Origin of the sequence: Ensifer sp. ENS06, assembly GCF_014852205.1 — a bacterium.
In the GTDB taxonomy this organism is placed as follows: domain Bacteria; phylum Pseudomonadota; class Alphaproteobacteria; order Rhizobiales; family Rhizobiaceae; genus Ensifer; species Ensifer adhaerens.
Window position 1 is genome coordinate 79,930 of record NZ_JACVBC010000008.1, and the last position, 25,632, is coordinate 105,561.

The following is a 25,632-nucleotide window of genomic DNA, read 5'->3' on the forward strand; positions in this document are numbered from 1 at the left end:
TGCAGCTCCCTAACGAATACTCGCCATCTCCCCACTACCCATACCAAACATGGATCCTTCATGGCTGAAATGAAGCTACAAGAACTCAAGAACAAGACGCCGACCGATCTGCTCGCTTTCGCCGAGGAGCTCGAGGTGGAGAACGCCAGCACGATGCGCAAGCAGGAGCTGATGTTCGCAATCCTCAAGATGCTCGCGGCCCAGGATATCGAGATTATCGGTGAAGGCGTCGTTGAAGTGCTCCAGGACGGCTTCGGCTTTCTGCGCTCGGCGAATGCAAACTACCTCCCCGGTCCGGACGATATCTACATCTCGCCCTCCCAGATCCGCCGCTTCTCGCTGAAGACCGGCGACACGGTCGAGGGTCCGATCCGCGGACCGAAGGAAGGCGAGCGCTACTTCGCCCTCCTCAAGGTCAACACCATCAACTTCGATGATCCGGAAAAGATCCGTCACAAGGTTCACTTCGACAACCTGACGCCGCTTTACCCGAACGAGCGCTTCAAGATGGAACTCGACGTTCCGACCTCGAAGGATCTGTCGGCCCGGGTCATCGACCTGGTTGCGCCGCTCGGCAAAGGCCAGCGCGGCCTCATCGTCGCTCCGCCGCGCACCGGTAAGACTGTTCTCCTGCAGAACATCGCCCATTCGATCACCGCGAACCATCCGGAATGCTACCTGATCGTTCTCCTGATCGACGAACGTCCCGAAGAAGTGACGGACATGCAGCGCTCGGTGAAGGGCGAAGTCGTGTCCTCGACCTTCGACGAGCCGGCGACCCGCCACGTACAGGTCGCCGAGATGGTGATCGAAAAGGCCAAGCGCCTCGTGGAACACGGCCGTGACGTCGTTATCCTGCTTGACTCGATCACCCGCCTCGGCCGCGCCTACAACACCGTTGTTCCGTCATCGGGCAAGGTCTTGACCGGTGGTGTCGACGCCAATGCTCTGCAGCGCCCGAAGCGCTTCTTCGGTGCCGCCCGTAACATCGAAGAAGGCGGCTCGTTGACGATCATCGCGACAGCGCTGATCGACACCGGCAGCCGCATGGACGAAGTCATCTTCGAAGAGTTCAAGGGCACCGGTAACTCGGAAATCGTGCTCGACCGCAAGGTGGCCGACAAGCGTATCTTCCCGGCGATGGACATTCTCAAGTCCGGTACGCGTAAGGAAGACCTGCTCGTTCCGCGCCAGGACCTGCAGAAGATCTTTGTGCTGCGCCGTATTCTGGCGCCGATGGGGACGACCGACGCGATCGAGTTCCTCATCGACAAGCTCAAGCAGACGAAGAACAACGGCGATTTCTTCGACTCGATGAACACGTAAGACGCGTTCATCATCCGACTTCGGGACCGGTCGACCACGCGTCGGCCGGTTTTCTTGTTTCAAAACCTTAGCCGGATTCTCCGGTCATTCGATTCGGTTTCGCAACAATCTCCGACTAGGCCCGCAATCAGACAGACACCGTTTCTGCTGATTCACGTGAAACACGTGCGCACCGTGAAATACGAGGATGCGGCGAGGCCTTGAAATTTCGGCATTCTTTCGGCATAAGCACGCCGACCCATTGAGATAGCGTTTGCCCCGCGTGAGCGCGCTCCGCGAAGCGGAACGATCCGGTCCGGAACTTCGACGATCCCCATTGCATCGACCATCGACGCGCCCTGCGTGTCCGCGGTCTTTTCAGGTGAGCCCATGACAGCGACGCACACGATTTATGCGCTTTCCAGCGGATCTCTGCCCGCCGGCGTCGCAGTCGTGCGTATCAGCGGCGGCCGCACCGAAGCGGTGTTGCAGGCGTTGTGTGGTGGTGTGCCAACACCTCGGTCGGCGACATTGAGATCGATTCGGTCCCGTAACGGTGATGTCATCGACAGCGGCCTTGTTCTCTATTTTCGCGGACCTGCCTCCTTTACAGGAGAAGACTGCGCCGAGCTTCAGATCCATGGTGGTCGGGCGGCAGTAAACGCCTTGCTTGAGGAACTCTCGAAGCTCGAGGGTTTGCGCCATGCGGAAGCCGGTGAGTTTTCGCGTCGCGCCTTCCAGAACGGCAAGCTCGACCTGGTCGAGGTGGAGGGTCTCGCCGACCTGATTGCTGCGGAAACCGAGATGCAGCGCCGGCTCGCGATCGAACACTCCGGCGGTGGACAATCAAAGATCTATGCCGGCTGGGCGAAGCGCTTGACCCATGCGCGGGCGATGATCGAGGCCGAGCTCGATTTTGCCGATGAAGACGACGTGCCGGGCTCGGTCAGCGAGCGCATCTGGCAGGATATGTCCATACTGTCGCAAGAGATAGCAGCACATATTGCCGATGCGCCGATCGCGGAGATCATCCGCGACGGCCTGAAGATCGTCATCGCCGGCGCGCCGAACGCCGGCAAGTCGAGTTTGCTCAATGCACTGGCCCAGCGTGACATTGCAATCGTCACCGAGATTGCCGGTACGACCCGCGACGTTCTCTCCGTGGATCTTTCCTTAGCCGGATTCTCGGTAAAGCTCTACGATACTGCGGGGCTGCGGGAAACCGACGATAAGGTAGAGCAAGAAGGTATTCGTCGCGCACGAGAAATTATCGAGCGAGCGGATCTGATCTTGCTGTTGGCCGAAACGCCCGATGGTTTTGATATCGCGTCCGACCTCGCATCCGACGCGGCGCCCGTGCTACGCGTTGGAACCAAAATTGATCGCGGCAGTGATCTTTGGCGCGAAGGTTCGGCCGATGTGTTGGTCTCGATGAGAACCGGCGAAGGCATGGAGCGACTGCTGGACGCGATCGCGGCGCACCTACCGGATCTCAGTGGGCGCATCTCGCTGTCGCTGCCTTCACGGCGGCGCCATGTCGATAGTCTCCGGCAGGCGCAGCGGTCGATCGACGACAGCTTGGCAAGGCAGGACTTGGGGCTGGATATACGCGCGGAACTGTTGCGCCTTGCTGGCGACGCAATTGGACGGATAACCGGCCGCGTGGATGTTGAGAACCTTCTCGATGTGATATTTTCTGAATTCTGTATCGGGAAATAACCAGTAGGCCAGTGCAATACAACGTGTGCGAGTCCTTCGTTGTGTTTCACGTGAAACGATTCGTGCCGGGTCAACCCCGGAGAAGAGGCAATGATGCAATTTGACGTAATCGTCATTGGCGGTGGCCATGCCGGCTGCGAAGCCGCGGCTGCGGCTGCGCGTCTGGGCGCCAACACAGCATTGATCACGCACAAGGCATCCACGATCGGCGTTATGTCCTGCAACCCGGCGATCGGCGGCTTGGGAAAAGGACATCTGGTCCGCGAGATCGACGCGATGGACGGCTTGATGGGACGCGTCGCTGATGCCGGTGGTATTCAGTTTCGCTTGCTCAACCGTCGCAAGGGTCCAGCGGTGCGCGGACCGCGTACGCAAGCCGATCGCCGCCTTTATCGCGAAGCCATGCAGCGGGAGATCGCTGCCATCGAGAATCTGACCGTTATCGAGGGCGATGCCTTCGACCTTCTGGAAGAGCAAGGCCGCATCCACGGTGTCGTCCTGAAGGACGGCCGCCGCTTTCAAGCGAACTCCGTTGTTCTGACGACGGGCACGTTCTTGAAGGGCCTCATCCATATCGGCGATCAGAAGATACCGGCCGGTCGCGTCGGTGAGGAACCGTCCGTCGGGCTCTCGGGAACCTTGCTGCGTTTTGGGTTGCGGCTCGGCCGCCTGAAGACCGGAACGCCCGCCCGCCTGGATGGACGCACCATCGACTGGGCGCGTGTTGGCCGGCAAGGTCCAGACGAAGATCCTGTGCCCTTCTCGTTCATGACCGACGGGATCGTGAATCGCCAGATCGATTGCGGTGTGACGCGGACGACGGAAGAGACGCACAAGATTATTACCGACAATATCGGCAAGTCGGCGATGTACTCGGGACAGATCGAGGGTGTCGGACCGCGCTATTGTCCGTCCATCGAGGACAAGATCGTACGATTCGGCGAGCGTGATGGCCACCAGATCTTCCTGGAACCGGAGGGTCTCGACGACGATACGATCTACCCGAACGGCATTTCGACGTCGCTGCCGGCTGACATCCAGGAAGCCTTTATTAAGACGATCCCAGGATTGGAGAATGTCGCGATACTGCAGCCTGGTTATGCCATCGAGTACGATCACGTCGACCCGCGTGAACTGAACGCGACCCTTGCCGTCCGCAAGATGCCAGGGCTTTTCCTCGCCGGTCAAATCAACGGTACGACCGGCTATGAGGAAGCCGGGGCGCAAGGTCTTGTTGCCGGCTTGAACGCCGCCTTGGCAGCGACCAACCGTCCCGAAATCGTGTTCAGCCGAACGCAGTCCTATATCGGTGTCATGATCGACGACCTGACGTCGCGCGGGATCACCGAGCCCTATCGCATGTTCACCTCCCGCGCGGAGTATCGATTGTCGCTGCGGGCCGACAATGCCGATGCGCGCCTGACACCGCTTGCGATGGAGGTCGGCTGCATCTCGGCTGCGCGGCGCGAACGCTTTGTTGATTGGCGCGCGCGTTTCGACGAAGGGCGTGCCCTGTTGAAAGGCCTCTCGGTAACCCCGGCTGAAGGTAACCGTCATGGCCTTAAGCTCAACCAGGATGGCCAACGGCGCACTGCTTTCGAGATCCTGTCCTATCCCGATCAGTCGATTGCCGGTTTGCAGCCCATCTGGCCCGAGCTGTCGGCGATTGGTCCGCGCGTCGTTGAGGCGCTTGAAATCGATGCGGTCTACGCGGTCTATATGGATCGTCAGGCAGCGGATATCGCCGGCATTCAGCGCGAGGAAAATCTTGCCATACCCGATGGCTTCGACTTCGATATGCTCTCGGGCCTCTCCAACGAGCTGAAGCAGAAGCTGAAGCAGCAGGCGCCCCGCAATCTGGCTCACGTGATGAAGGTCGACGGTATGACACCGGCAGCAGCGTCGCTGATCCTGGCGTGGGTGAAGCGACAGAACCGAACCGTAGAACGTGAAGAAAAGGCCAGCGTACAATGAAGGCGAGTCCAATCGATGTGTTGAACGGACTGCGTGTTTCACGTGAAACGAATGAACGGTTGGAGCATTTTGCCAAGCTCTTTCAGAAGTGGGCGAAGTCGATCAATCTTGTTGCGCCGTCCACGATCGAGGATCTTTGGCGCCGGCATATTGTCGATAGCTTGCAGCTCGCGCAGTTGTCGCCCGGTCCGAAGACCTGGGTCGATCTCGGCAGCGGTGGCGGCTTTCCAGGTGTCATCACGGCGATCTATCTCGCCGAACTTGGCGACGGTTGGGTCCATCTCGTTGAAAGCAACAACAAGAAGGCTGCCTTTCTGCGTGTCGCCCTGGCCGAAACGGGTGCGCGCGGCTCGGTTCACCCGGTTCGAATCGAAGAAGCAGGCGCATTGATTCCCCGCGCGGACGCGGTTTCGGCGCGCGCGCTCGCGGATTTGACCTTGCTGCTCGACTATTCTGCGCCATGGATGACGGCGAAGGAGCAGAAAGCGGTCGCCTACTTCCACAAAGGGCGGGATTACCAGCGCGAAATCGACAAAGCCGTTGGCCGCTATCAGTTTGATCTGGTAAAACATCCAAGCGTGGTCGAGCCGGATTCTGTCGTGCTCGAGATCGCAAATCTGGCGCGCAGGGCCCAGTGATCGCGAGCGGAAACATGTTTGGTGGCAAAAACCGGATCATCACAATCGCAAATCAGAAAGGCGGCGTCGGCAAAACCACGACCGCCATCAATTTGGCGACCGCATTGGCGGCTATCGGCGAACACGTTCTGATCGTTGATCTGGACCCGCAAGGCAACGCCAGCACCGGGCTCGGCATTCAACGCCGCGATCGGAACCTGTCATCCTATGAGCTGATGATGGGATCGCACGGGATCGGCGAGATCGCTCAGCAGACAGCCGTTCCGAATCTCTCAATCATTCCATCGACCATGGACCTTCTCGGCGTCGAGATGGAAATTTCTCAGGAACCGGATCGTGTCTTCCGTTTACGCAAGGCCTTGGTTAGCCCCGCCGCGATGGAATACTCCTACGTGCTCGTCGATTGCCCACCATCGTTCAACTTGCTGACGATGAACGCGATGGCGGCCGCCCATTCGGTGCTTGTCCCTCTGCAGTGCGAGTTCTTCGCGCTCGAGGGTCTGAGCCAGCTGCTGGAGACTGTGGATCAGATTCGCCGAACCGTGAATCCGAGCCTGGATATCCAGGGCATCGTCCTGACCATGTTCGATTCGCGCAACAACCTGGCACAGCAGGTTGTTAGCGATGTGCGGACGCATCTCGGCGACAAGGTCTACCACACCCTGATCCCGCGCAATGTTCGCGTCTCGGAAGCGCCTTCCTATGGCAAGCCGGCCATTCTTTATGATCTGAAGTGCGCTGGCAGTCAGGCCTATCTGCAACTGGCCTCCGAAGTCATTCAACGCGAGCGTCAGCGCAAAGCGGCATAATCATTTCGGTAGCGTAATTTAACTCGGGTGACGATATGAACGACGATAGCTCGAAGAGGCGGCTTGGTCGCGGACTGGCCGCGTTGATCGGCGAGATGGATCAGCCGTTGCAAACAGGGGCAGCTGCCCCTGCCCCGGTCAATCCGGATCGGCGCGTGCCGATCGAGTTCGTATCGCGCAACCCGCGCAACCCGCGTCGTCAGTTCGACGAAGCCGAACTCCAGGATCTCGCCAATTCGATCCGTCAGCATGGTATTGTCCAGCCTGTCGTTGCTCGCACCATCGGCGTCGATCGCTACGAGATCATCGCCGGCGAGCGCCGCTGGCGTGCCGCACAACTGGCCGGGTTCACCGAAATCCCGGTTATCATTCGCGACGTCGACGATCGCACGGCGCTTGAAATCGCTATCGTCGAAAACGTCCAGCGCTCGGATCTCAATCCGCTCGACGAAGCGCTTGGCTACGAGCAGTTGATCGCCGAGCACGGCTATACGCAGAACGATCTCGGCGAGATCATCGGCAAGAGCCGAAGCCATGTCGCCAATAGCCTGCGTCTTTTGAAACTGCCGGAACCTGTTCGGGACATGTTGTCGGAAGGCGCGCTTTCGGCTGGACATGCCCGTGCACTCATTCCGACCTCGGATCCGGCTACCCTCGCCCGGACGATCATTGCCAAGGGGCTCTCGGTGCGTGACGCCGAGCGCATCGCGCAGAACGATATTCGCGCGCAGAACGATCCGAATTACGGCAAGACCGTCCGTCGCGACGAGAAGGATGCCGATACGCTAGCGCTCGAGCGCACGTTGTCGGATAGCCTCGGGCTTGAGGTTACCGTGAACCACAAGGCATCCGGTGGTCATTTGCGCATCGCCTACACGACGCTGGATCAACTGGAAGAAATCTGCCGGCTGCTCGAGCGGCGATAAGCCACTCGTGCGTATTTTTGCTTTGGCGTATTGATGGCGCGTCGCTCCAACGAGCGGCGCGCCTAATTATTTGATATGATGAGATCTTTTGGCGTCCAGTTGAATTTCGGACGGCGAGGTCCACCCATCTCCCTCATGCAGCCTGAAGACGTGTTGGCGAAATTCGAACACTAGGCTGCGGCAACGGGACTGGATCGACAGAGGCAGGTCAGCGTCGCGCCGATTGCACCGCGATCGCCATCAGGTTCTGCAGCACCAGGCTTTCCTCCAGGCTCGCACGGCTGCGGCTCTGAAAGATGGTCGTCTGCAGGCGATTGAGCTCGCGGCGGATAGCCGGGCTCGACCAATGCTTCAAGGCGGCCTCGACGATCGGCTTGCGGCGAAAGTGCAGCCCACGCCCCAGCGTGGCGATCACTTGCCCCGCCTGCTGGCGGCTTGCATCCATCTCGGCGCGCATCACATCGAGCTGCTGAAACTGGCGCAGGCACGCCTGCAGCACCAGAAAGGCCGGCGTCTTGGATGTGGTGATCTTCTGCATCGCATGCAGCAATCCATCGAGGTCGCCCTTCAGCACGGCATCGACGGCATCGTCGACGGAGATGGCGCTGGCATCCCCAACGATATCGAGCACGTCTTCTTCGTCCACCGTGGACTTGCCACGGCAGTAGAGCGCAAGCTTGCGCAGCTCGTTTCGTGAGGCCAGGCGGTCGCCACCGAGCGCCTCCAGCAATCGTTGCCGTGCTGCGGTGCTGATGCCCAGCTTCTCGTCGCCGAGCTCCTTGTCGATCAGCGCCTGCAGGCTGCGCGCGTCGTCACTGTAGCAGGCGATACAGGCGACCGAACGCGCGCTCTCGCCGATCTTTCGAAGTGCGGACCCCTTCTTGAGGTCGCCGGCTTCGACGATCACATAGCTTCCGGTCGGTGGCTCGGACGAAAGGATCTGCAACGCATCGACCAGCGGCTTTTCATTGGTCGCGCCACGGACCCAGACGAGCTTTTCTCCACCGAAGAGGCCGATCGAGTTTACTTCATCGAGCAGCCGCCCGGGCGATTGCGTCAGTTCACTGACATCGAGCTTCAACAGGGAAAACGGATCGTCGAGCGGCACGCCGCAACGGGCGGCGATTGCAGAGGCACGCTCGGAGACGAGCCCGCGGTCGGGCCCGTAGAGGATGAAAAGCCGGTAGATTCCGGCTGACTTCTGGAGAAAGGAGTCGAACTCGTGCGACTTGACCTCGCTCATGCCGACACCCGTTAGCGGCTGAGAGCCGCGGCGATGTCGGCCCGGATCAGCTCGGCGAGTTCCTTGGCTGCGCGGTTTTCACCGTCACGAACGGCGCGCACCTTGGCAAATTCCTGGACCGGGAAGTCAACGAGAGCAACGGCCGTGCGGTTGCCGGACTTGATGGTCTCGCCCGTACCGATCTTCGTCAGATTGTAGTCCGCCTTGACGACGATACGACCGGCGCCGGCGCGGTCCTTGGCCTGATCGTAGAGCACGCCCATCGACCGGTGGGTGACGGTGAGCGCCAGGTGATACTGCGGATTCACGGGCTCGCCCTGACCACCTGCGGCCAGGAAGATCAGCGCGTTACGCACTTCCTGCTCGACACGGTCGGTGGCTTCGGAAATCTCGATCGCCGCCAGTGCCGTCGAGGTGCCGACCGGGTCGGAATAGAGCGGCCGGACCTGGCAGCCGGCGAGCGCGGTCAACATGAGCGCGCCAGCCAGAACCGGAATCGACCGGATACGGAAACCAGCTCTATCAGACAACGACATTGACGATCCTCTGGGGCACGACGATGATTTTCTTGGGGCTGCTGCCGTTGAGCGCGGACTTGACGGCATCGAGCGCCAGGACGGCGCTTTCGATCGCACTCTGATCCGCATCGCGAGCGATTGTCAAATCGGCGCGCTTCTTGCCATTGATCTGCACCGGCATGGTGATTTCGTTCTCGACGACCAGAGCGGGGTTGAACGCCGGCCAGCCGCGTTCCGCAATCAGGCCCTCGCCCCCGACCTCGCGCCAGCATTCCTCGGCGAGGTGCGGCATCATCGGTGCGATGAGGTTGATCAGGATCGTCGTCGCATCCTTCACAGCCCCCGCCAGGGCCGCATCGGCCTTGCCGGCTGCTACCTGGGTCAGCGGTGCGGCAAGCGTGTTCACGAGCTCGTAGATACGCGCCACGGCCTTGTTGAAGGCAAGCTTGTCGTAGTCGGCCTCGACCGCGCGCAGCGTCTTGTGCGCGGCTTGCGAAACAGCGAGAGCCTCGCCTTCGAGCGCCGGGGCGGCCTCGATTGCCCGCAGCTTCTCGGCCGCTTCGCTGATCAGACGCCACACGCGCTGCACGAAGCGATGCGATCCTTCGACACCGGCTTCCGACCAGATCACGTCACGATCCGGCGGCGAATCGGAGAGAACGAAGAAGCGGGCGGTATCAGCGCCATAGGAAGCGATGATGTCGTCGGGATCGACGACGTTCTTCTTCGACTTCGACATCTTCTCGATCGAGCCGATGGTGACTTCCTCACCGGTTTCGATCAGCGTCGCGCTACGGCGTCCATCGATCTCCTCGATGCGGATCTCGGCCGGCGTCACCCATTCGCGCTGGGCGCCTTCGCCGCGGCTATAGGTTTCATGCACGACCATGCCCTGCGTGAACAGGCCCTTGAACGGCTCGTCGACGGCAACATGGCCGGTGGCCTTCATCGCGCGGGTGAAGAAGCGCGAATAGAGCAGATGCAGGATGGCGTGCTCGATACCGCCAATGTACTGATCGACCGGCAGCCAGTGGTTGGCGACCTTGGGGTCGGTCGGATTGTCTTCCCAGGGTGCGGTGAAGCGCGTGAAATACCAGGACGAATCGACGAAGGTGTCCATCGTGTCGGTCTCGCGACGGGCGTCCTTGCCGCAGTGCGGGCAGGCGACGTGGCGCCAGGTGGCGTGACGGTCGAGCGGATTGCCCGGCTTGTCGAAGGTAACGTCCGGCGGCAGCACGACCGGCAAGTCGGCTTTCGGAACTGGTACGACGCCGCAGGCCTCGCAATGGATGACCGGGATCGGGCAGCCCCAGTAGCGCTGGCGCGAGATGCCCCAGTCGCGCAGGCGGAAATTGACCTTGCGCTCGGCACGCGGCGCACCGTCGAGCATTTCCTTCTCGAGCTTCGAAGCAACGGTCTCGAAAGCGTCTTCCGTCGACAGGCCGTCGAGGAAGCGCGAGTTGATCATCACGCCGTCGCCGATATAGGCCTCGTCACCAATGGCGAAGGTCGCGGCATCGCCGTCCCTCGGCATGACGACGGGAACGACCGGCAGGTCATATTTGCGCGCGAAGTCGAGGTCGCGCTGGTCGCCGGAGGGGCAGCCGAAGATGGCGCCCGTGCCGTAGTCCATCAGCACGAAATTGGCGACATAAACCGGCAGCTCCCAGCTCGGATCGAGCGGATGCTTGGCACGGATACCGGTGTCGATACCCTTCTTCTCTGCCGTTTCCAGCGCGGCAAGGGAGGTACCGGCGCGGCGGCATTCCTCGCAGAATGCATCGACCTCAGGGTTGCTGGCCGCCACCTGCCTTGCCAGCGGGTGATCGGCGGCGATCGCCAGGAAGGAGGCGCCGAAGAGCGTGTCCGGACGGGTGGTGTAGACGGTGAGCTCGGTTGCGTCGCCGGCGGTGCCTTCGACGATTTCCCAACGCAGCGACAGGCCCTCGGAGCGGCCGATCCAGTTCTTCTGCATCAGGCGCACCTTCTCGGGCCACTGATCCAGCGTATCGAGCGCGTCGAGCAGTTCCTGGCTGAAGTCGGTGATGCGGAAGAACCATTGCGTCAGTTCGCGCTGTTCGACCAGCGCGCCGGAGCGCCAGCCACGGCCGTCGATTACCTGCTCGTTGGCGAGCACGGTGTTGTCGACCGGGTCCCAGTTGACCTTGGACTGCTTGCGGTAGACGAGGCCCTTTTCCAGGAAGTCCAGGAACAGGTACTGCTGGCGCTGGTAATAGGCGGGGTCGCAGGTGGCGAACTCGCGGTTCCAGTCGAGCGACAGGCCCATAACCTTCAGCTGCGCCTTCATCGAGGCGATGTTCTGGTAGGTCCAGCTGGCCGGGTGCACGCCACGCTCCATGGCGGCGTTTTCGGCCGGCATCCCGAAGGCGTCCCAACCCATCGGATGCAGCACGTTGAAGCCGCGGGCGCGCTTGTAGCGCGCTACCACGTCACCCATGGTGTAGTTGCGCACGTGGCCCATGTGGATGCGGCCCGAGGGATAGGGGAACATCTCGAGCACATAGTACTTTTCGCGCGGATCGTCGTTCTCGGTCTGGAAGACCTCGTTCTTGTCCCATTCCTGCTGCCAACGGGGCTCGGCATCACGCGGATTGTATCGTTCGCTAGACATGTCTTTTCGATGTTCCGGAAGTTCTGCGGCGCATAGTGGCGCCTCATGATAGTTGGGGTGACCTTCACCACGAAACCGCCTGACGGTCAAGTTTTTGAAGGGTTTGCCGCGACACTTTGGCGGATTTGAGCCGGTCCATGGCGGAGCGGCCTTGGCAATCGGCTCAACTTTGCCTAAGCCGCTCGGTCAGTGGTTTGGAAATCCCGTGTCGGAGAGCAGGTCCATGGAAGTTCAAGAGCGGTTGCAGGATGTCGTGAGCCGGATTCAGGCAGCGGAGAAGTCTGCCGGTCGCGCCAAGGGTGCCGTCACGCTGGTCGCTGTTTCCAAGACCTTCGACGCCGACGCCATCCGCCCGGTGATTGCCGCCGGGCAGCGGGTCTTTGGCGAGAACCGCGTGCAGGAAGCGCAGGGCAAGTGGCCGGAGCTGAAGGCCGAGACATCCGGTCTCGAACTGCACCTGATCGGCCCGCTGCAGTCGAACAAGGCGGCGGAAGCCGTCGCGCTGTTCGATGTCATCGAGACGGTCGATCGCGAGAAGATCGCCCGCGCGCTTGCGGCCGAAATGCAGAGGCAGGGCCGGGCGCTTAGGCTCTACGTCCAGGTCAACACCGGGCTGGAGCCGCAGAAGGCCGGCATCGCGCCGGAGGAGACCGTTGCCTTCGTGGATCTGTGCCGCAACGAGCTGGGTCTTTCGATCGAGGGGCTGATGTGCATTCCGCCGGTGGAAGAAAATCCCGGCCCGCATTTTGCCCTGCTCGCCAAACTGGCTGCTGCCTGCAAGCTCGAGAAGCTGTCGATGGGCATGTCAGGCGACTTCGAGACGGCCGTCCAGTTCGGCGCCACCGGCGTTCGCGTCGGTTCGGCCATTTTCGGCGCGCGCTGAGGTCCGTTCGTCACATACCGCTTTCGTCGGGGTTCCCCTCGTCTCTCATTAGCCTATCCTTGTGCACGAGGAGGCCGGACATGTCCGGCAATATGCGCAGGGAGGAACGGACATGGCGAGTCGCTATGCCGACGTGTACGCGGGCTGGAAATCGGACCCGCAGAGTTTCTGGTCAAATGCCGCCAATGCGATCGACTGGTTTGAAAGACCGGCACGTGCGTTTGATGCGGACGCTGGCATCTATGGGCACTGGTTCGCCGAAGGCATCACCAATACCTGCTACAATTGCCTGGATCGCCATGTGGCCGCGGGCCGTGGCGAGCAAATCGCCTTCATCTATGACAGTCCCGTCACCGGGCGGGTCGAGCGCATCTCCTATGCGTCTCTGCTCGGCGATGTAGCAGCGCTTGCCGCCGTCTACCGGAAACTCGGCGTCGGCAAGGGCGACCGGATCATCATCTATATGCCGATGATCCCGCAGGCGGCGGTTGCTATGCTGGCGGCTGCGCGCATCGGCGCCGTGCATTCCGTGGTTTTCGGCGGTTTTGCCGCCAACGAGCTCGCCGTACGCATCGACGATTGCCAGGCCAAGCTCATTTTGTCCGCAAGCTGCGGCATCGAACCTGGGCGCACCGTGGCCTACAAGCCGCTGCTGGATGCGGCGCTCGACATCGCGACCCACAAGCCGGCCCATTGCCTCGTCTTCCAACGCGAGATGGCGGAAGCCGCCATGACCGAGGGACGCGACCTCGATTTCGCTGCGGCTTTGGCGGCGGCCAAGCAGGCGGGAGAAGAGGTCGGCTGTACTCCGGTCGCCTCAACCGATCCGCTCTATGTGCTCTACACGTCGGGCACGACCGGCCAGCCCAAGGGCGTGGTGCGCGACAATGGCGGCCACATGGTCGCGCTCAAATGGTCGATGGAGAATTTCTTCGGCGTGCAGCCGGGCGAAGTGTTCTGGGCTGCGTCCGATATCGGCTGGGTCGTTGGCCACTCCTATATCGTGTATGGTCCGCTCCTCAACGGCAGCACCTCGATCCTGTTCGAAGGCAAGCCGGTCGGCACGCCGGATCCAGGCACCTATTGGCGCATCATTGCCGAACACGGCGTCGTGGTGATGTTCACCGCGCCGACGGCGCTGAGAGCGATCCGCAAGGAAGATCCGGAGGCTTCCCACGTTCGCCGATACGACCTGTCGAAATTCCGCGCGTTGTTTCTTGCCGGAGAACGGGCGGATCCCGACACGATCCAATGGGCAGAAAACGCGCTCGGCGTGCCCGTCATCGACCATTGGTGGCAGACGGAAACGGGATGGCCCGTGGCGGGAAATCCGATGGGGCTCGGGCTCCTGCCGGTAAAGTACGGTTCTCCGGCGGTTCCGCTGCCGGGATACGACGTCCAGATCCTCGACGATGCCGGACATCCGGTTGGCGCCGGTACGCTCGGCAATGTGGTGGTAAAGCTGCCGCTGCCACCCGGCTGCCTGCCGACGCTTTGGAATGCTGACCATCGGTTCCGTGCGGCCTATCTCGACGAGTTTCCCGGCTACTACAAGACTGCCGATGCCGGCTACCTCGATGAGGATGGTTACATCTTCATCATGGCGCGGACGGACGACATCATCAACGTGGCTGGCCATCGCCTCTCCACCGGAGCGATGGAGGAGGTCTGCGCCAGCCACCCCGATGTGGCCGAATGCGCCGTGATCGGCATTGCCGACGACCTGAAAGGCCAGGTACCGGCCGGCTTCCTCGTCATCAACTCCAATGTTTCCCGTGAAACGTCGGAGATCGAGCGCGAGGTCATCAGCCTCGTGCGCGAACGCATCGGACCTGTTGCCGCCTTCCGCCTGGCGATCTGCGTCAAGCGGCTGCCGAAGACGCGGTCGGGCAAGATCCTGCGCGCCACGATCCAGAAGATCGCTGACCGCCAGCCCTGGAAGATGCCCGCGACGATCGACGATCCAGTCATCCTCGACGAAATCACCGTTGCGCTGCAAGGGCGCGGCATCGGTGTATAACGATTGCTAAGCCGGCTCATGAATCTGCGAGGTGCATTCCGTATTAGGCGTGCACAACGGCCGCGAACCAATCGGCGAAACTGGCTGCCGCCTTCGAGCGTGTGACTTTGGTGATCAGGAAGTAGCTCTCGTCCTCCAGGGTGGCGACATCGGACAGGATCACCAGGTCACCGTTTTCGATTTCGCGGCGGAAGACTTCGACCGGGCAAAGCGCCACGCCATGGCCGGCAATGACCGCCGTCGCCAGAAGATTGAAATCCTGGAAAACCGGGCCACGCAACGTCTGCGTGGTCTCCTGCCCTGCTCTTGCCAGCCAATCGCGCCAGCGTGACGTCGTTTCGTCGTGCAGCAGATCGGCAGAAGCGATTGCCTCTGGTGTCCTCAACGCGCCTTTCCGCTCGAGATAACGGGGGCTCGCAACCGGCCGATTGATGCGGGAGAACAGCCGATCGGAGCGGGTCCCCTCGCTCTTGTCGGCGCCGAGCGTGATGAGGACGTCGCAGCCGGTTTCCCGCAATTGCTGTTCGGCCATCGCGTAGACGACCTTGACGTCCACCTCGCGGTGACGCTGCAGGAATTCGCCGAGTGCCGGGATCAGCCAGCGCGTGGCGATCGAGGGTATGCAGGCAACGCTCAACTGCGCCTTGGCGTTCAGCCGCAGCAACTCCGTTTCCGCGGCGATGCGCTCGAATGACGATGTCAACACGGCGGATAGGTTCTCCGCCTCGGGCGCCAGACTGACCCCACGCTTCTCGCGCATGAAGAGCGGCCGGCCGAACCACGCCTCCAGCAGCCGGATCTGGTGACTGATGGCGGCGTGCGTCACATGCAGTTCGTCACCGGCGCGGGAGAAGCTCGCCAGACGCGCTGCGGCTTCGAAGGCACGCAGCATGCCGAGTGGGGGCAATATCATCTGTAAGTTTTCCTCATCAAATCCTTGAGGAATCGTCGTTTGATCGGCTGTCGATGTCAACGGATACTGGGCTTCCAACCGAGGCGGGAGAGAGCTTTTCAGTTGGCGGATATTAGGAATATTTACAGATGGAGGGGCCCATGTTCGTCCGCAGCCTGCAGCAAATCGAAGCAACTGATCATTTCGTCGAGTGGGGCAGCGGTACTAGCCACCGCCTGCTCACCGAGAGGGACGGTATGGGTTTCACCGTCTGCCACACGGTGGTGCGCGCCGGAACGGTATCGCTGCTCGAGTACCGCAACCATCTCGAGGCCTGCTATTGCATCGCCGGGCACGGCGAGGTCGAGGACATGCAGGGCAAGGTCTTCCCGATCAACAAGGGCGATATCTACGTGCTCGACCAGCACGACAAGCATTTCTTGCGCGGCGGCAAGGACGAAGACCTGATCCTCGTCAGCATTTTCAATCCGCCGCTCAAGGGGACCGAGCGCCACAACCTCAATGATCCATCCGGTTCGGCCTACTGAGCACGTTGCTGAGCACTGACCAACAAAAAAGCCCGGATCGTCGATCCGGGCTTTTTTCATTGGGCTGGACGGCGATCAGTACTGATCGTCTTCGTCCTCGTCCTTGCGGTCCGACTTCAGCGACTTGAGCTTGGCGAAGACGGCATCGGCGTCGATTTCCTTCTCTTCCTCGCGCTCGTAGCTGAAGCCCAGCTTTTCGGTTTCCTGGGCCGATTCCAGTGTCTGGCCGAGTTCGGCAGCCGTCGGCAGCGGACGGCCCTTGGAAGCGCGTTCGACTTCGAGGTCGAGGTCGATCTGCGAGCAGAGGCCGAGGGTTACCGGATCCATCGGCGTCAGGTTGGCGGAGTTCCAGTGGGTGCGCTCACGGATCTGCTCGATCGTCGACTTGGTCGTACCGACGAGGCGCGAGATCTGCGCGTCCTTGAGCTCCGGATGGTTGCGAACCAGCCACAGAATGGCGTTCGGGCGATCCTGGCGCTTGGAAACCGGGGTGTAGCGCGGGCCCTTGCGCTTGCTATCAGGTACGCGAACCTTCGGCTCGGACAGCTTCAGCTTGTGGTTGGGGTTGCCTTCGGCGCGCGCGATCTCGTCGCGCGAAAGCTGACCGGTCGCAATCGGGTCGAGGCCCTTGATGCCCTGCGCGGATTCACCGTCGGCGATCGCCTTCACTTCGAGCGGGTGCAGCTTGCAGAACTGCGCGATCTGGTCGAAGGACAGCGCGGTATTGTCAACCAGCCAGACGGCGGTCGCCTTGGGCATAAGCAGTTGCTGAGCCATGGATATAGTCCTTTTGTCCGCCGCGCCGGTGTCGCGGGCCGTGGAGTCTACCACTGATTTCCGGGAAATGTGGGCCTCTATACCGTCGTTGTCGCGAAATTGCAATTCTTCAGTTCCAAATGTCCTTTTGTCTAATTGCGGCGGGCATTTGACCTGCTATGAATGTGCGCGAAACGGGGGAGCCCTAGGAGGGGCGAACCGCACTAGGAATGCGTAGGGAGGAAAATATGTCCGCCAAAATCTATCCGGTGTTGAAGTCTGCCAAGAGCCGGACGTTGCTTGATAACGCCACTTACCTGAAGTGGTACGAGGAGAGCGTTTCCGATCCGGCAAAGTTCTGGGGCAAGCACGGCAAACGGATCGATTGGTTCAAGCCCTATACCAAGGTCAAGAACACGTCCTTCAAAGGCAAGGTCTCGATCAAGTGGTATGAAGACGGCCTTACCAACGTCTCCTACAACTGTATCGACCGCCACCTGAAGACGCATGGCGAAAAGACTGCCATCATCTGGGAAGGCGACAATCCCTATATCGACAAGAAGATCACCTACAACCAGCTCTACGAGCAGGTCTGCCGCCTTGCCAACGTCTTGAAGAAGCATGGCGTCAAGAAGGGCGACCGCGTCACCATCTATATGCCGATGATCCCGGAAGCATCCTATGCGATGCTCGCGTGCGCCCGCATCGGCGCCATCCATTCGGTCGTCTTCGGCGGCTTCTCGCCGGACGCACTTGCCGGCCGTATCGTCGACTGTGAGTCCACCTTCGTCATCACCTGCGACGAGGGCGTGCGCGGCGGCAAGCCGGTCCCGCTCAAGGAAAACACCGATACGGCGATCGACATCGCGGCCAAGCAGCATGTCATCGTCAACAAGGTTCTGGTCGTGCGCCGCACCGGCGGCAAGACCGCCTGGGCACCGGGCCGTGACCTCTGGTACCACCAGGAAATCGCGACCGTGAAGCCGCATTGCGAGCCGGCGAAGATGAAGGCGGAAGATCCGCTGTTCATCCTTTACACCTCGGGCTCGACCGGCAAGCCGAAGGGTGTGCTGCATACGACCGGCGGCTACCTCGTTTATGCGTCGATGACGCACGAATATGTCTTCGACTACCGCGATGGCGAGGTCTACTGGTGCACCGCCGACGTCGGCTGGGTCACTGGTCACTCCTATATCGTCTATGGTCCGCTCGCGAATGCGGCGACGACCGTGATGTTCGAAGGTGTGCCGAATTTCCCGGACGCGGGGCGTTTCTGGGAAGTGGTCGACAAGCACAAGGTCAACGTCTTCTACACCGCGCCGACGGCGATCCGCTCGCTGATGGGCGCCGGCGACGACTTCGTCAAGCGCGCCTCGCGCTCGTCGCTTCGCCTGCTCGGTTCGGTCGGCGAGCCGATCAACCCGGAAGCCTGGGAGTGGTATTACAACGTCGTCGGCGAGCAGAAGTCGCCGATCGTCGATACCTGGTGGCAGACCGAGACCGGCGGCATCCTGATCACGCCGCTGCCGGGTGCGACCGATCTCAAGCCCGGTTCGGCCACGCGGCCGTTCTTCGGAGTTCAGCCGCAGCTCGTCGACAACGAAGGCAATGTTCTGGAAGGTGCTGCCGACGGCAACCTCTGCATCACCGACAGCTGGCCGGGCCAGATGCGCACGATCTACGGCGACCATGCGCGTTTCGGTCAGACTTACTTCGCCACCTACAAGGGCAAGTATTTCACCGGTGACGGCTGCCGCCGCGATGAGGACGGCTACTACTGGATCACCGGCCGCGTCGACGATGTCTTGAACGTCTCCGGCCACCGCCTCGGTACGGCCGAAGTCGAATCGGCGCTCGTGTCGCATCATCTCGTCTCCGAAGCGGCCGTCGTCGGCTATCCGCACCCGATCAAGGGCCAGGGCATCTATTGCTATGTTTCGCTGATGGCTGGTGAAATCGGCAACGACGAACTGCGCGCCGCCTTGGTGAAGCATGTCCGTTCGGAAATCGGGCCGATCGCGACGCCGGACAAGATCCAGTTCGCTCCGGGCCTGCCGAAGACCCGCTCGGGCAAGATCATGCGCCGCATCCTGCGCAAGATCGCCGAGGATGACTTCGGTGCGCTCGGCGATACCTCGACGCTCGCCGATCCGGCCGTTGTCGATGATCTGATCGCGAACCGCCAGAACAAGGCCTGACGTTGAAAACCGCCGCGCGTCTCTTGGACGTGCGGCGGTTCTCCTCTCGTCGCCAGGTGGCCGTCGAACCATTTCGTGAGCCGGATTCAGATCGAGGTTGCAGGCGCAGGCGCCCGACCTGAACTTAGAAGTCGATCGCCCGACCCTTGATCTCCCAGTCGCCGTAGCGGGCTGGATCTTCACCTCCGCGCCCGCCGATCTCCTGCGGCAGTTCCTTCTTGATCTCCGCCTGACGCCGCTCTTCCGCTTCCTTCAGCGCCCGCACAGCGGCGGGCGGCAGCGGCTTCTTCGGGCGGTCGGCGGCGTTGTCATTGTCGTTCTGCATCTGAACGGTATCCGGATTCGAGCATCAATATTGAAGAATTGGGTGTTTGCACCCATCATATAGGATGCCGTTCCCCGGACGGGAACCCTGATTCACGTGAAACGTAGACGACCCGGAGCCTCCTGATGAACCTTGTCCGCACCGCCATGCTGCTTGCAGTCATGACCGCCCTGTTCATGGCGGTAGGCTTCGCCATTGGCGGACGGGGCGGCATGATGATCGCCTTCGTCATGGCCGCAGGCATGAACTTCTTCTCCTATTGGAACTCCGACAAGATGGTGCTGCGCATGTACCGCGCGCAGGAGGTCGATGAGCGCAGTGCCCCGGAATATTACGGCATCGTGCGTGACCTCGCCCGCAATGCCGGCCTGCCGATGCCGCGCGTCTATGTGATCGATAGCCCGCAGCCGAACGCGTTTGCCACCGGTCGCAATCCGGAGAATGCCGCGGTCGCCGCGTCGACCGGACTGCTTCACGCTCTCGACTATGACGAGGTCGCCGGCGTGATGGCGCATGAACTCGCGCACGTGCAGAACCGCGATACGCTGACGATGACGCTGACGGCAACCCTTGCCGGCGCGATCTCGATGCTCGGCAACTTTGCCTTCTTCTTCAGCGGCAACCGTGAAAACAACAATCCGCTCGGCTTCATCGGCACGCTTGTCGCGATGATCGTGGCGCCGATGGCGGCAATGCTGGTGCAGATGGCGATCAGCCGGACGCGCGAATACTCGGCCGACCGTCGCGGCGCCGAGATTTGCGGCAAGCCCCTGGCGCTCGCTTCGGCGCTGCAGAAAATCGCAGGCGCCGCCCATCAGATCCACAATGACGATGCCGAGCGCAACCCAGCAACGGCGCATATGTTCATCATCAATCCGCTCTCCGGCGAGCGCATGGACAACCTGTTCTCGACCCATCCGAACACCGAAAACCGCATCGCGGCCCTGCAGCAGATGGCGCAGGAGATGTCTTCGGTCTCGACGCCGCCGGTTCGTGCTGATAATCCCGTGCGCAAATCGCGCTCTGTGCCCTCTACCGGATGGGGTCGCGGTGGTTCCGAACCGCCCAAAGGTCCCTGGTCCTGATGTCTGCAGAAAACAACAACGATTCACGTCCGAAACGATCGCACCGCAACGGCGGCGCAGCGAAATCGAAGAAGCCCGCTCCGGCGCCTCGTGGTCCGGAGAAGCCGGGGTTGAGGGCTCGTCAGGCCGCCGCGAAGATCTTGGCAGCAGTCATCGATCGCAAGACGTCGCTCGACGGCATGCTCGACAGCGAGCACGGCAACCCGGCCTATCGCGAGCTTAACGAAGCCGACCGCGCTCTGGTCCGGGCAATACTCAATTCCGCCCTTCGCCATCTCCCGCGCGTGCAGGCTGCGATCAATTCGCTGCTGCAGACGCCCCTACCGGAGGGTGCGCGGGCGCTGGAGCATGTGCTTGCCGTGGCCGCGGCACAGATCCTCTATCTCGACGTGCCCGATCATTCCGCCGTCGATCTCGCCGTCGAACAGGCGCAGAACGATCCGCGCAACCGCCGCTTCGCCAATCTCGTGAACGCCGTGCTGCGGCGCCTGTCGCGCGAAAAGGAAGCCGTTCTCGAAAGCACGCGCCATATTCCGGCGATGCCGGAATGGTTCTTCGAGCGCCTCATTGCCCACTACGGCGCAGCGGCGGCCGAGAAGATCGCCGAGGCGCAGTTGACGCCGGCGGCAATCGATCTTTCCGTCAAATCCGAGCCTGCGGCTTGGGCCGAGCGGCTTGGTGGCACCGTCCTGCCGACCGGCTCTGTGCGGCTCGGCGCATTCTCCGGCTCCATCCCTTCCTTAGCCGGATTCGATGATGGCGGCTGGTGGGTCCAGGACGCGGCTGCATCGATCCCTGCGCGGCTCTTTGGCGACCTCAAGGGCAAGCGGACCGTCGATCTCTGCGCCGCACCGGGCGGCAAGACGGCCCAACTCATTCTTGCCGGCGCCGAAGTGACGGCGCTGGACCAGTCCGGCAGCCGCTTGCGCCGGCTGAAGGGCAATCTCAAGCGGCTGGGGCTCGAGGCCGAGACCAAGGAAGTCAACATGGCGGACTTCCAGCCGGAAGCCCTGTTCGATGCGGCGCTTCTCGACGCTCCCTGCTCCTCGACCGGCACGACACGACGTCACCCTGATGTGTTGTGGACCAAGGGACCGGAAGACATCGAAAAGCTTGCCGACCTGCAGGAGCGGCTGCTTCGTCATGCGCTGACGATGGTCAAGCCCGGTGGCACCGTCGTCTTCTCGAATTGCTCCCTCGACCCGCGTGAAGGCGAAGAGGTGGTTGCCCGGGTTATCGGTTCGGGCGATAACTGTGAGCGCGTTCCGATTTCTGCAGCGGATTGGCCGGGGCTCGAGGACGCGATCACGCTGGTCGGCGAAATGCGGACGACGCCGGCCATGCTGCCGCTCGATGCACCGTTTTCGAGCGGCCTCGATGGTTTCTACGCGGCGGTGATTCGGCGCAAATAACAGCGCAAACTGAGCTTTCAGCAGCTGGAACCGGGCCTCAAGGCCCTGTTTCACCGCATCATTTGACGCTTTCGACCGGGAAGCCTATCAAAGATGGCAGGATTGATAAAAGTTTAATGGTCTTCGCGGCACCATGCGGACGCTGGCGCGAGGTCCTGGCGCGCTCCGATGATGTGAGTGATCGTGCCAGAAATGAGGTAACCGGCGGCGTTGATGTTGTTTTCCGGCAGGCGAAGGCTTTCTTACCTGTATGTGCGTGAAGGCTGGCGCCGCGTGTCGCGTCGCCTGTCGATCGGGCGCGTCTCCACTCTGCGCTTTACCGGCTCCACCCCCAATCGCCTGATCGTTGCGCCGACGGATCTGAGGGCCGTCGATCCCTTTGTCGCGGAAGAAATTCTTGCCGGGCGCTTCCCTCTTGCCGGCCGCGTGCTCGACACGGAGGGCGAGTCGCCGTTCGAGATCGATCTGCCGTCGCGCGAATTTGCGGCCCGGCTGCATTCCTTCGGCTGGCTGCGGCACCTGCGGGCGATCCGCGAGGATGCGGGTTTCGTCCGGCTGCGGCAGATCGTCGACGACTGGATCGGCACCCATGGACGCGATCTTGGCGGCATCGCCTGGGATGCGGATATCATGGCGCAGCGCATCATCGCCTGGCTGTCCCATTCGCCGGTGGTGCTGCGCAATGCCGAGCATGGCTTCTACCGCCGTTTCCTGAAAAGCCTGGCGCTGCAGGTGCGCTATCTCAGGCATATCGCCGATACCGTGCGCGACGGCGAGCAGAGGCTTCGGGTGCGGCTTGCGCTTGCCATGGCGTCGGTCTCCATGCCGGCATCGCCGAGCGCCATCCGCAAGGCATCGCGCCATCTCGATCTCGAACTCGACCGCCAGATCCTGCCCGACGGCAGCCACTTCTCGCGTAGTCCGCGCGCGGGTCTTGAGCTGTTGCTGGATCTGCTGCCACTCCGCCAGACCTACGTTAATCTCGGGCATGACGTGCCGTCGCGCCTCATTCCCTGCATCGACCGGATGTACCCGGCCCTGCGCTTCTTCCGGCACCAGGGCGGCGAACTCGCGCTGTTTAATGGTGCTACCTCGGTTCTGGCGCATGAACTGGCGTCGGTGCTGCGCTATGACGAGACGGCCGGCGAACCCTTCCGCTCGCTGCCGCATGCCCACTACGAACGTATGGCCATGGAAAACACCGTTGTCATCATGGACACCGGCCGGCCGCTTTCCGTAGACCTGTCGCGCAGTGCCCATGCCGGCTGCCTGTCCTTCGAAATGTCCTCGGGCAAGACGCGCTTCGTCGTCAATTCCGGCGCCCCGAAGTTTGCCGGGGAGCGATTCCGCCAGATGGCGCGGATGACGGCTGCCCATTCGACCGTGACGGTCAACGACACGTCGTCGTCGCGCTTCTCGCAATCGCGCTTTCTCGGACCGATCATGACTTCGGGCGTCAAGCACGTGACGGCGGCCCGCAAGGACGAAGCGGGCGGGCTCGAGTCGGTGACCGCAAGCCACGATGGCTATCTTGCCGCCTTCGGCCTGGTCCACGAGCGTGGCATCGGTGTGTTGAACGGCGGTCGCATGGTCCGCGGTCGCGACCGGCTGTCGCGCGCCGACGGCAGCGACCCGGAGGCAAGCGATACCGCGATTGCCGTGGCGCGGTTCCACATTCACCCGGCGGTCGCCATTCGCCAGAACAGCGCCCGCGAGATCTTCTTGACGGCGCCCGATGGCGAGATCTGGCTGTTTGCCTGCCAGGATGGTGACCTTGCCGTCGAGGAGGACATCTTCTTTGCCGATCCTTCGGGTATCCGGGCCTCGCAGCAGCTGACGGTGACCTTTGCAATTGCGCAGCAGCCGGAGATCCAGTGGACGTTTTCACGCGCGAACTGAGCCTTCTGTCTTGACGACAGGCACGCCCAAGAAAGCGCCTCAAGTTTTCCGTTCGCGTTTCAGGAGCGATCGCATTGATGAATTTGGATCGATCCGATCCAGATTCATCGCGATCTTCAGGCCCGGCGAGGTTCCTTCGCCCGGCAAGCTATGCTAACGGGCAGCCATCTCAACCGCCGGAGCTTCCTCCCGGGGCGTCCGGCGCCGCCAAAGGAGCATGGTTGTGGCTGTCGCCTCCAAGAAAATCCCCGCCCCGAACGAGGTTACGGTCCGCACCGCCCTCCTCTCCGTCTCCGACAAGACGGGCGTCGTCGAACTCGCGCGCGCCCTTAACGAAAAGGGCATTCGGCTCGTTTCGACGGGCGGGACCCACAAGGCACTCTCCGAGGCTGGCCTGCCGGTCAGCGACGTTTCCGAGCTGACCGGCTTTCCCGAGGTCATGGACGGCCGCGTGAAGACGCTGCATCCGGGCGTTCACGGTGGCCTCTTGGCGATCCGTGACGATGCCGATCACGTTGCGGCCATGTCGACGCACGGCATCACCGCCATCGACCTCGCGATCATCAACCTCTATCCCTTCGAAGAGGTCAGGGCCAAGGGCGGCGACTACCCGACGACGGTCGAAAACATCGATATCGGCGGCCCGGCGATGATCCGCGCCTCGGCCAAGAACCATGCCTATGTGACGATCGTCACCGATCCGGCCGACTATCCGGTGCTGCTCGAAGAGCTTGCTTCCGGCAAGACGACCTATGCCTTCCGCCAGAAGATGGCCGCCAAGGCCTATGCCCGGACTGCCGCCTATGACGCGGCCATTTCCAACTGGTTTGCCGAAGCGCTCGACACCCCGATGCCGCGTCACCGGGTGATCGGCGGCGTACTCAAGGAAGAGATGCGCTACGGCGAGAACCCGCACCAGAAGGCAGGCTTCTACCTGACGGGCGAGAACCGCCCGGGTGTCGCCACGGCGACGCTGCTGCAAGGCAAGCAGCTCTCCTACAACAACATCAACGACACGGATGCCGCCTTCGAGCTGGTGGCCGAGTTCCTGCCGGAGAAGGCACCGGCGGTCGCGATCATCAAGCATGCCAACCCTTGCGGCGTCGCGACCGCGGCGACGCTTGCCGAAGCTTATCGCCGGGCGCTTGCCTGCGATTCCACCTCGGCTTTCGGCGGCATCATCGCGCTCAACCAAGAACTCGATGCGGAGACGGCCGAAGAGATCGTCAAGCTCTTCACCGAAGTGATCATCGCGCCTTCGGTCAGCGATGCGGCCAAGGCCGTGATTGCCCGCAAGCCGAACCTGCGTCTGCTTGCGACCGGTGGCCTGCCGGATCCGCGCATTCCGGGTCTTGCCGCAAAGACCGTCTCGGGCGGCCTGCTCGTGCAGACGCGCGACAACGGCATGGTCGAGGATCTCGAACTCAAGGTCGTCACCAAGCGCGCGCCGACGCCCCAGGAACTCGAAGACATGAAGTTCGCCTTCAAGGTGGCCAAGCACGTGAAGTCGAATGCGATCGTTTATGCCAAGGACGGCCAGACGGCCGGCATCGGCGCCGGCCAGATGAGCCGTGTCGATTCCGCCCGCATCGCCGCGATCAAGGCCGAAGAAGCCGCAAAGGCGCTGGGCCTTGCAACGCCGCTCACCAAGGGTTCGGCTGTTGCCTCCGAAGCCTTCCTGCCGTTTGCCGACGGCCTGCTCTCGGCGATCGCCGCGGGTGCTACGGCCGTCATCCAGCCGGGCGGCTCCATGCGTGACGAAGAGGTGATTGCGGCTGCGAACGAGCATGGCGTCGCCATGGTCTTCACCGGCATGCGCCACTTCCGCCACTAAGATCGTCGGGGCGGGC

General features: G+C 62.0%; 20 protein-coding genes. 14 read left to right on the forward strand and 6 right to left on the reverse strand.

All coding sequences use genetic code 11. The annotated features are described in order from the left end of the window. Positions 1-60: 60 nt before the first annotated feature. The 6 genes from rho to IB279_RS24585 all read left to right on the forward strand — a co-directional run bounded on the left by rho (position 61) and on the right by IB279_RS24585 (position 7,371). A complete protein-coding gene (gene rho, locus IB279_RS24560) occupies positions 61-1,326 on the forward strand; it encodes a transcription termination factor Rho (protein ID WP_089044254.1) in 1,266 nt (421 codons plus the stop codon). Positions 1,327-1,695: 369 nt separating this feature from the next. Further along, positions 1,696-3,024 (forward strand): tRNA uridine-5-carboxymethylaminomethyl(34) synthesis GTPase MnmE, encoded by a 1,329-nt coding sequence (gene mnmE / locus IB279_RS24565; protein ID WP_192339893.1) that lies wholly within the window; start codon positions 1,696-1,698, stop codon positions 3,022-3,024. Positions 3,025-3,114: 90 nt separating this feature from the next. Then, positions 3,115-4,998 carry a tRNA uridine-5-carboxymethylaminomethyl(34) synthesis enzyme MnmG gene (mnmG, locus tag IB279_RS24570; RefSeq protein ID WP_112773164.1) on the forward strand — a complete coding sequence of 628 codons (1,884 nt, stop codon included), beginning with the start codon at positions 3,115-3,117 and terminating at the stop codon, positions 4,996-4,998. After that, positions 4,995-5,636 (forward strand): 16S rRNA (guanine(527)-N(7))-methyltransferase RsmG, encoded by a 642-nt coding sequence (rsmG, locus tag IB279_RS24575; RefSeq protein WP_034800144.1) that lies wholly within the window; start codon positions 4,995-4,997, stop codon positions 5,634-5,636. Before mnmG ends, rsmG begins: the two co-directional genes overlap by 4 nt. A gap of 14 nt (positions 5,637-5,650) precedes the next feature. Continuing rightward, on the forward strand, positions 5,651-6,445 hold the full coding sequence (locus IB279_RS24580; protein ID WP_060521519.1) for a ParA family protein: 795 nt from the start codon (positions 5,651-5,653) through the stop codon (positions 6,443-6,445). Between the two features lie 35 nt (positions 6,446-6,480). After that, positions 6,481-7,371 (forward strand): ParB/RepB/Spo0J family partition protein, encoded by an 891-nt coding sequence (locus tag IB279_RS24585; RefSeq protein ID WP_192339895.1) that lies wholly within the window; start codon positions 6,481-6,483, stop codon positions 7,369-7,371. A gap of 208 nt (positions 7,372-7,579) precedes the next feature. Here the strand turns inward: IB279_RS24585 and holA are convergent, their stop codons facing one another. The 3 genes from holA to leuS are packed head-to-tail and all read right to left on the reverse strand — an operon-like array spanning position 7,580 to position 11,764. After that, positions 7,580-8,614, reverse strand: a complete 1,035-nt coding sequence (holA, locus tag IB279_RS24590) for a DNA polymerase III subunit delta (RefSeq protein ID WP_090295177.1) — start codon at positions 8,612-8,614, stop codon at positions 7,580-7,582. Between the two features lie 11 nt (positions 8,615-8,625). Next, entirely contained in the window at positions 8,626-9,150 is a 525-nt protein-coding gene (gene lptE, locus IB279_RS24595) for an LPS assembly lipoprotein LptE (RefSeq protein ID WP_034800148.1), read from the reverse strand. After that, positions 9,137-11,764: a leucine--tRNA ligase gene (gene leuS / locus IB279_RS24600; protein ID WP_112773166.1), complete on the reverse strand. Its 2,628-nt coding sequence runs from the start codon at positions 11,762-11,764 to the stop codon at positions 9,137-9,139. The genes lptE and leuS overlap by 14 nt, the downstream gene beginning before the upstream one ends. Before the next feature lie 223 nt (positions 11,765-11,987). Here leuS and IB279_RS24605 point away from each other — a divergent pair, with 223 nt between their 5' ends. Beyond that, positions 11,988-12,647: a YggS family pyridoxal phosphate-dependent enzyme gene (locus IB279_RS24605; RefSeq protein ID WP_060583727.1), complete on the forward strand. Its 660-nt coding sequence runs from the start codon at positions 11,988-11,990 to the stop codon at positions 12,645-12,647. 112 nt (positions 12,648-12,759) lie between these two features. After that, positions 12,760-14,667 carry a propionyl-CoA synthetase gene (locus IB279_RS24610; protein ID WP_112773167.1) on the forward strand — a complete coding sequence of 636 codons (1,908 nt, stop codon included), beginning with the start codon at positions 12,760-12,762 and terminating at the stop codon, positions 14,665-14,667. A 43-nt stretch (positions 14,668-14,710) separates the two neighbouring features. Here the strand turns inward: IB279_RS24610 and IB279_RS24615 are convergent, their stop codons facing one another. After that, the gene (locus IB279_RS24615) at positions 14,711-15,580 is read right to left on the reverse strand and encodes a LysR substrate-binding domain-containing protein (protein ID WP_210338699.1); all 870 of its coding nucleotides are present in this window, start codon (positions 15,578-15,580) and stop codon (positions 14,711-14,713) included. A gap of 140 nt (positions 15,581-15,720) precedes the next feature. Between IB279_RS24615 and IB279_RS24620 the strand changes: the two genes are divergently transcribed. Then, entirely contained in the window at positions 15,721-16,107 is a 387-nt protein-coding gene (locus tag IB279_RS24620; RefSeq protein ID WP_043624205.1) for an ectoine synthase, read from the forward strand. Positions 16,108-16,182: 75 nt separating this feature from the next. Here IB279_RS24620 and IB279_RS24625 read toward each other — a convergent pair whose 3' ends face one another. Further along, positions 16,183-16,884, reverse strand: a complete 702-nt coding sequence (locus tag IB279_RS24625) for a DUF1013 domain-containing protein (RefSeq protein WP_034800153.1) — start codon at positions 16,882-16,884, stop codon at positions 16,183-16,185. Between the two features lie 227 nt (positions 16,885-17,111). Here IB279_RS24625 and acs point away from each other — a divergent pair, with 227 nt between their 5' ends. Next, positions 17,112-19,061: an acetate--CoA ligase gene (gene acs, locus IB279_RS24630; protein WP_060583722.1), complete on the forward strand. Its 1,950-nt coding sequence runs from the start codon at positions 17,112-17,114 to the stop codon at positions 19,059-19,061. A 124-nt stretch (positions 19,062-19,185) separates the two neighbouring features. On the opposite strand, the gene IB279_RS24635 is transcribed toward acs, so the two are convergent. Further along, positions 19,186-19,386: a DUF1674 domain-containing protein gene (locus IB279_RS24635; protein ID WP_034800155.1), complete on the reverse strand. Its 201-nt coding sequence runs from the start codon at positions 19,384-19,386 to the stop codon at positions 19,186-19,188. A 125-nt stretch (positions 19,387-19,511) separates the two neighbouring features. Between IB279_RS24635 and htpX the strand changes: the two genes are divergently transcribed. From htpX to purH, 4 genes are all read left to right on the forward strand, one after another. After that, entirely contained in the window at positions 19,512-20,471 is a 960-nt protein-coding gene (htpX, locus tag IB279_RS24640; RefSeq protein ID WP_034800156.1) for a zinc metalloprotease HtpX, read from the forward strand. Beyond that, on the forward strand, positions 20,471-21,883 hold the full coding sequence (locus IB279_RS24645) for an RsmB/NOP family class I SAM-dependent RNA methyltransferase (protein WP_112773316.1): 1,413 nt from the start codon (positions 20,471-20,473) through the stop codon (positions 21,881-21,883). Before htpX ends, IB279_RS24645 begins: the two co-directional genes overlap by 1 nt. A gap of 213 nt (positions 21,884-22,096) precedes the next feature. After that, the gene (locus tag IB279_RS24650; protein WP_060521510.1) at positions 22,097-23,782 is read left to right on the forward strand and encodes a heparinase II/III family protein; all 1,686 of its coding nucleotides are present in this window, start codon (positions 22,097-22,099) and stop codon (positions 23,780-23,782) included. Between the two features lie 223 nt (positions 23,783-24,005). Beyond that, positions 24,006-25,616 (forward strand): bifunctional phosphoribosylaminoimidazolecarboxamide formyltransferase/IMP cyclohydrolase, encoded by a 1,611-nt coding sequence (purH, locus tag IB279_RS24655; RefSeq protein ID WP_060583754.1) that lies wholly within the window; start codon positions 24,006-24,008, stop codon positions 25,614-25,616. Positions 25,617-25,632 lie beyond the last annotated feature (16 nt).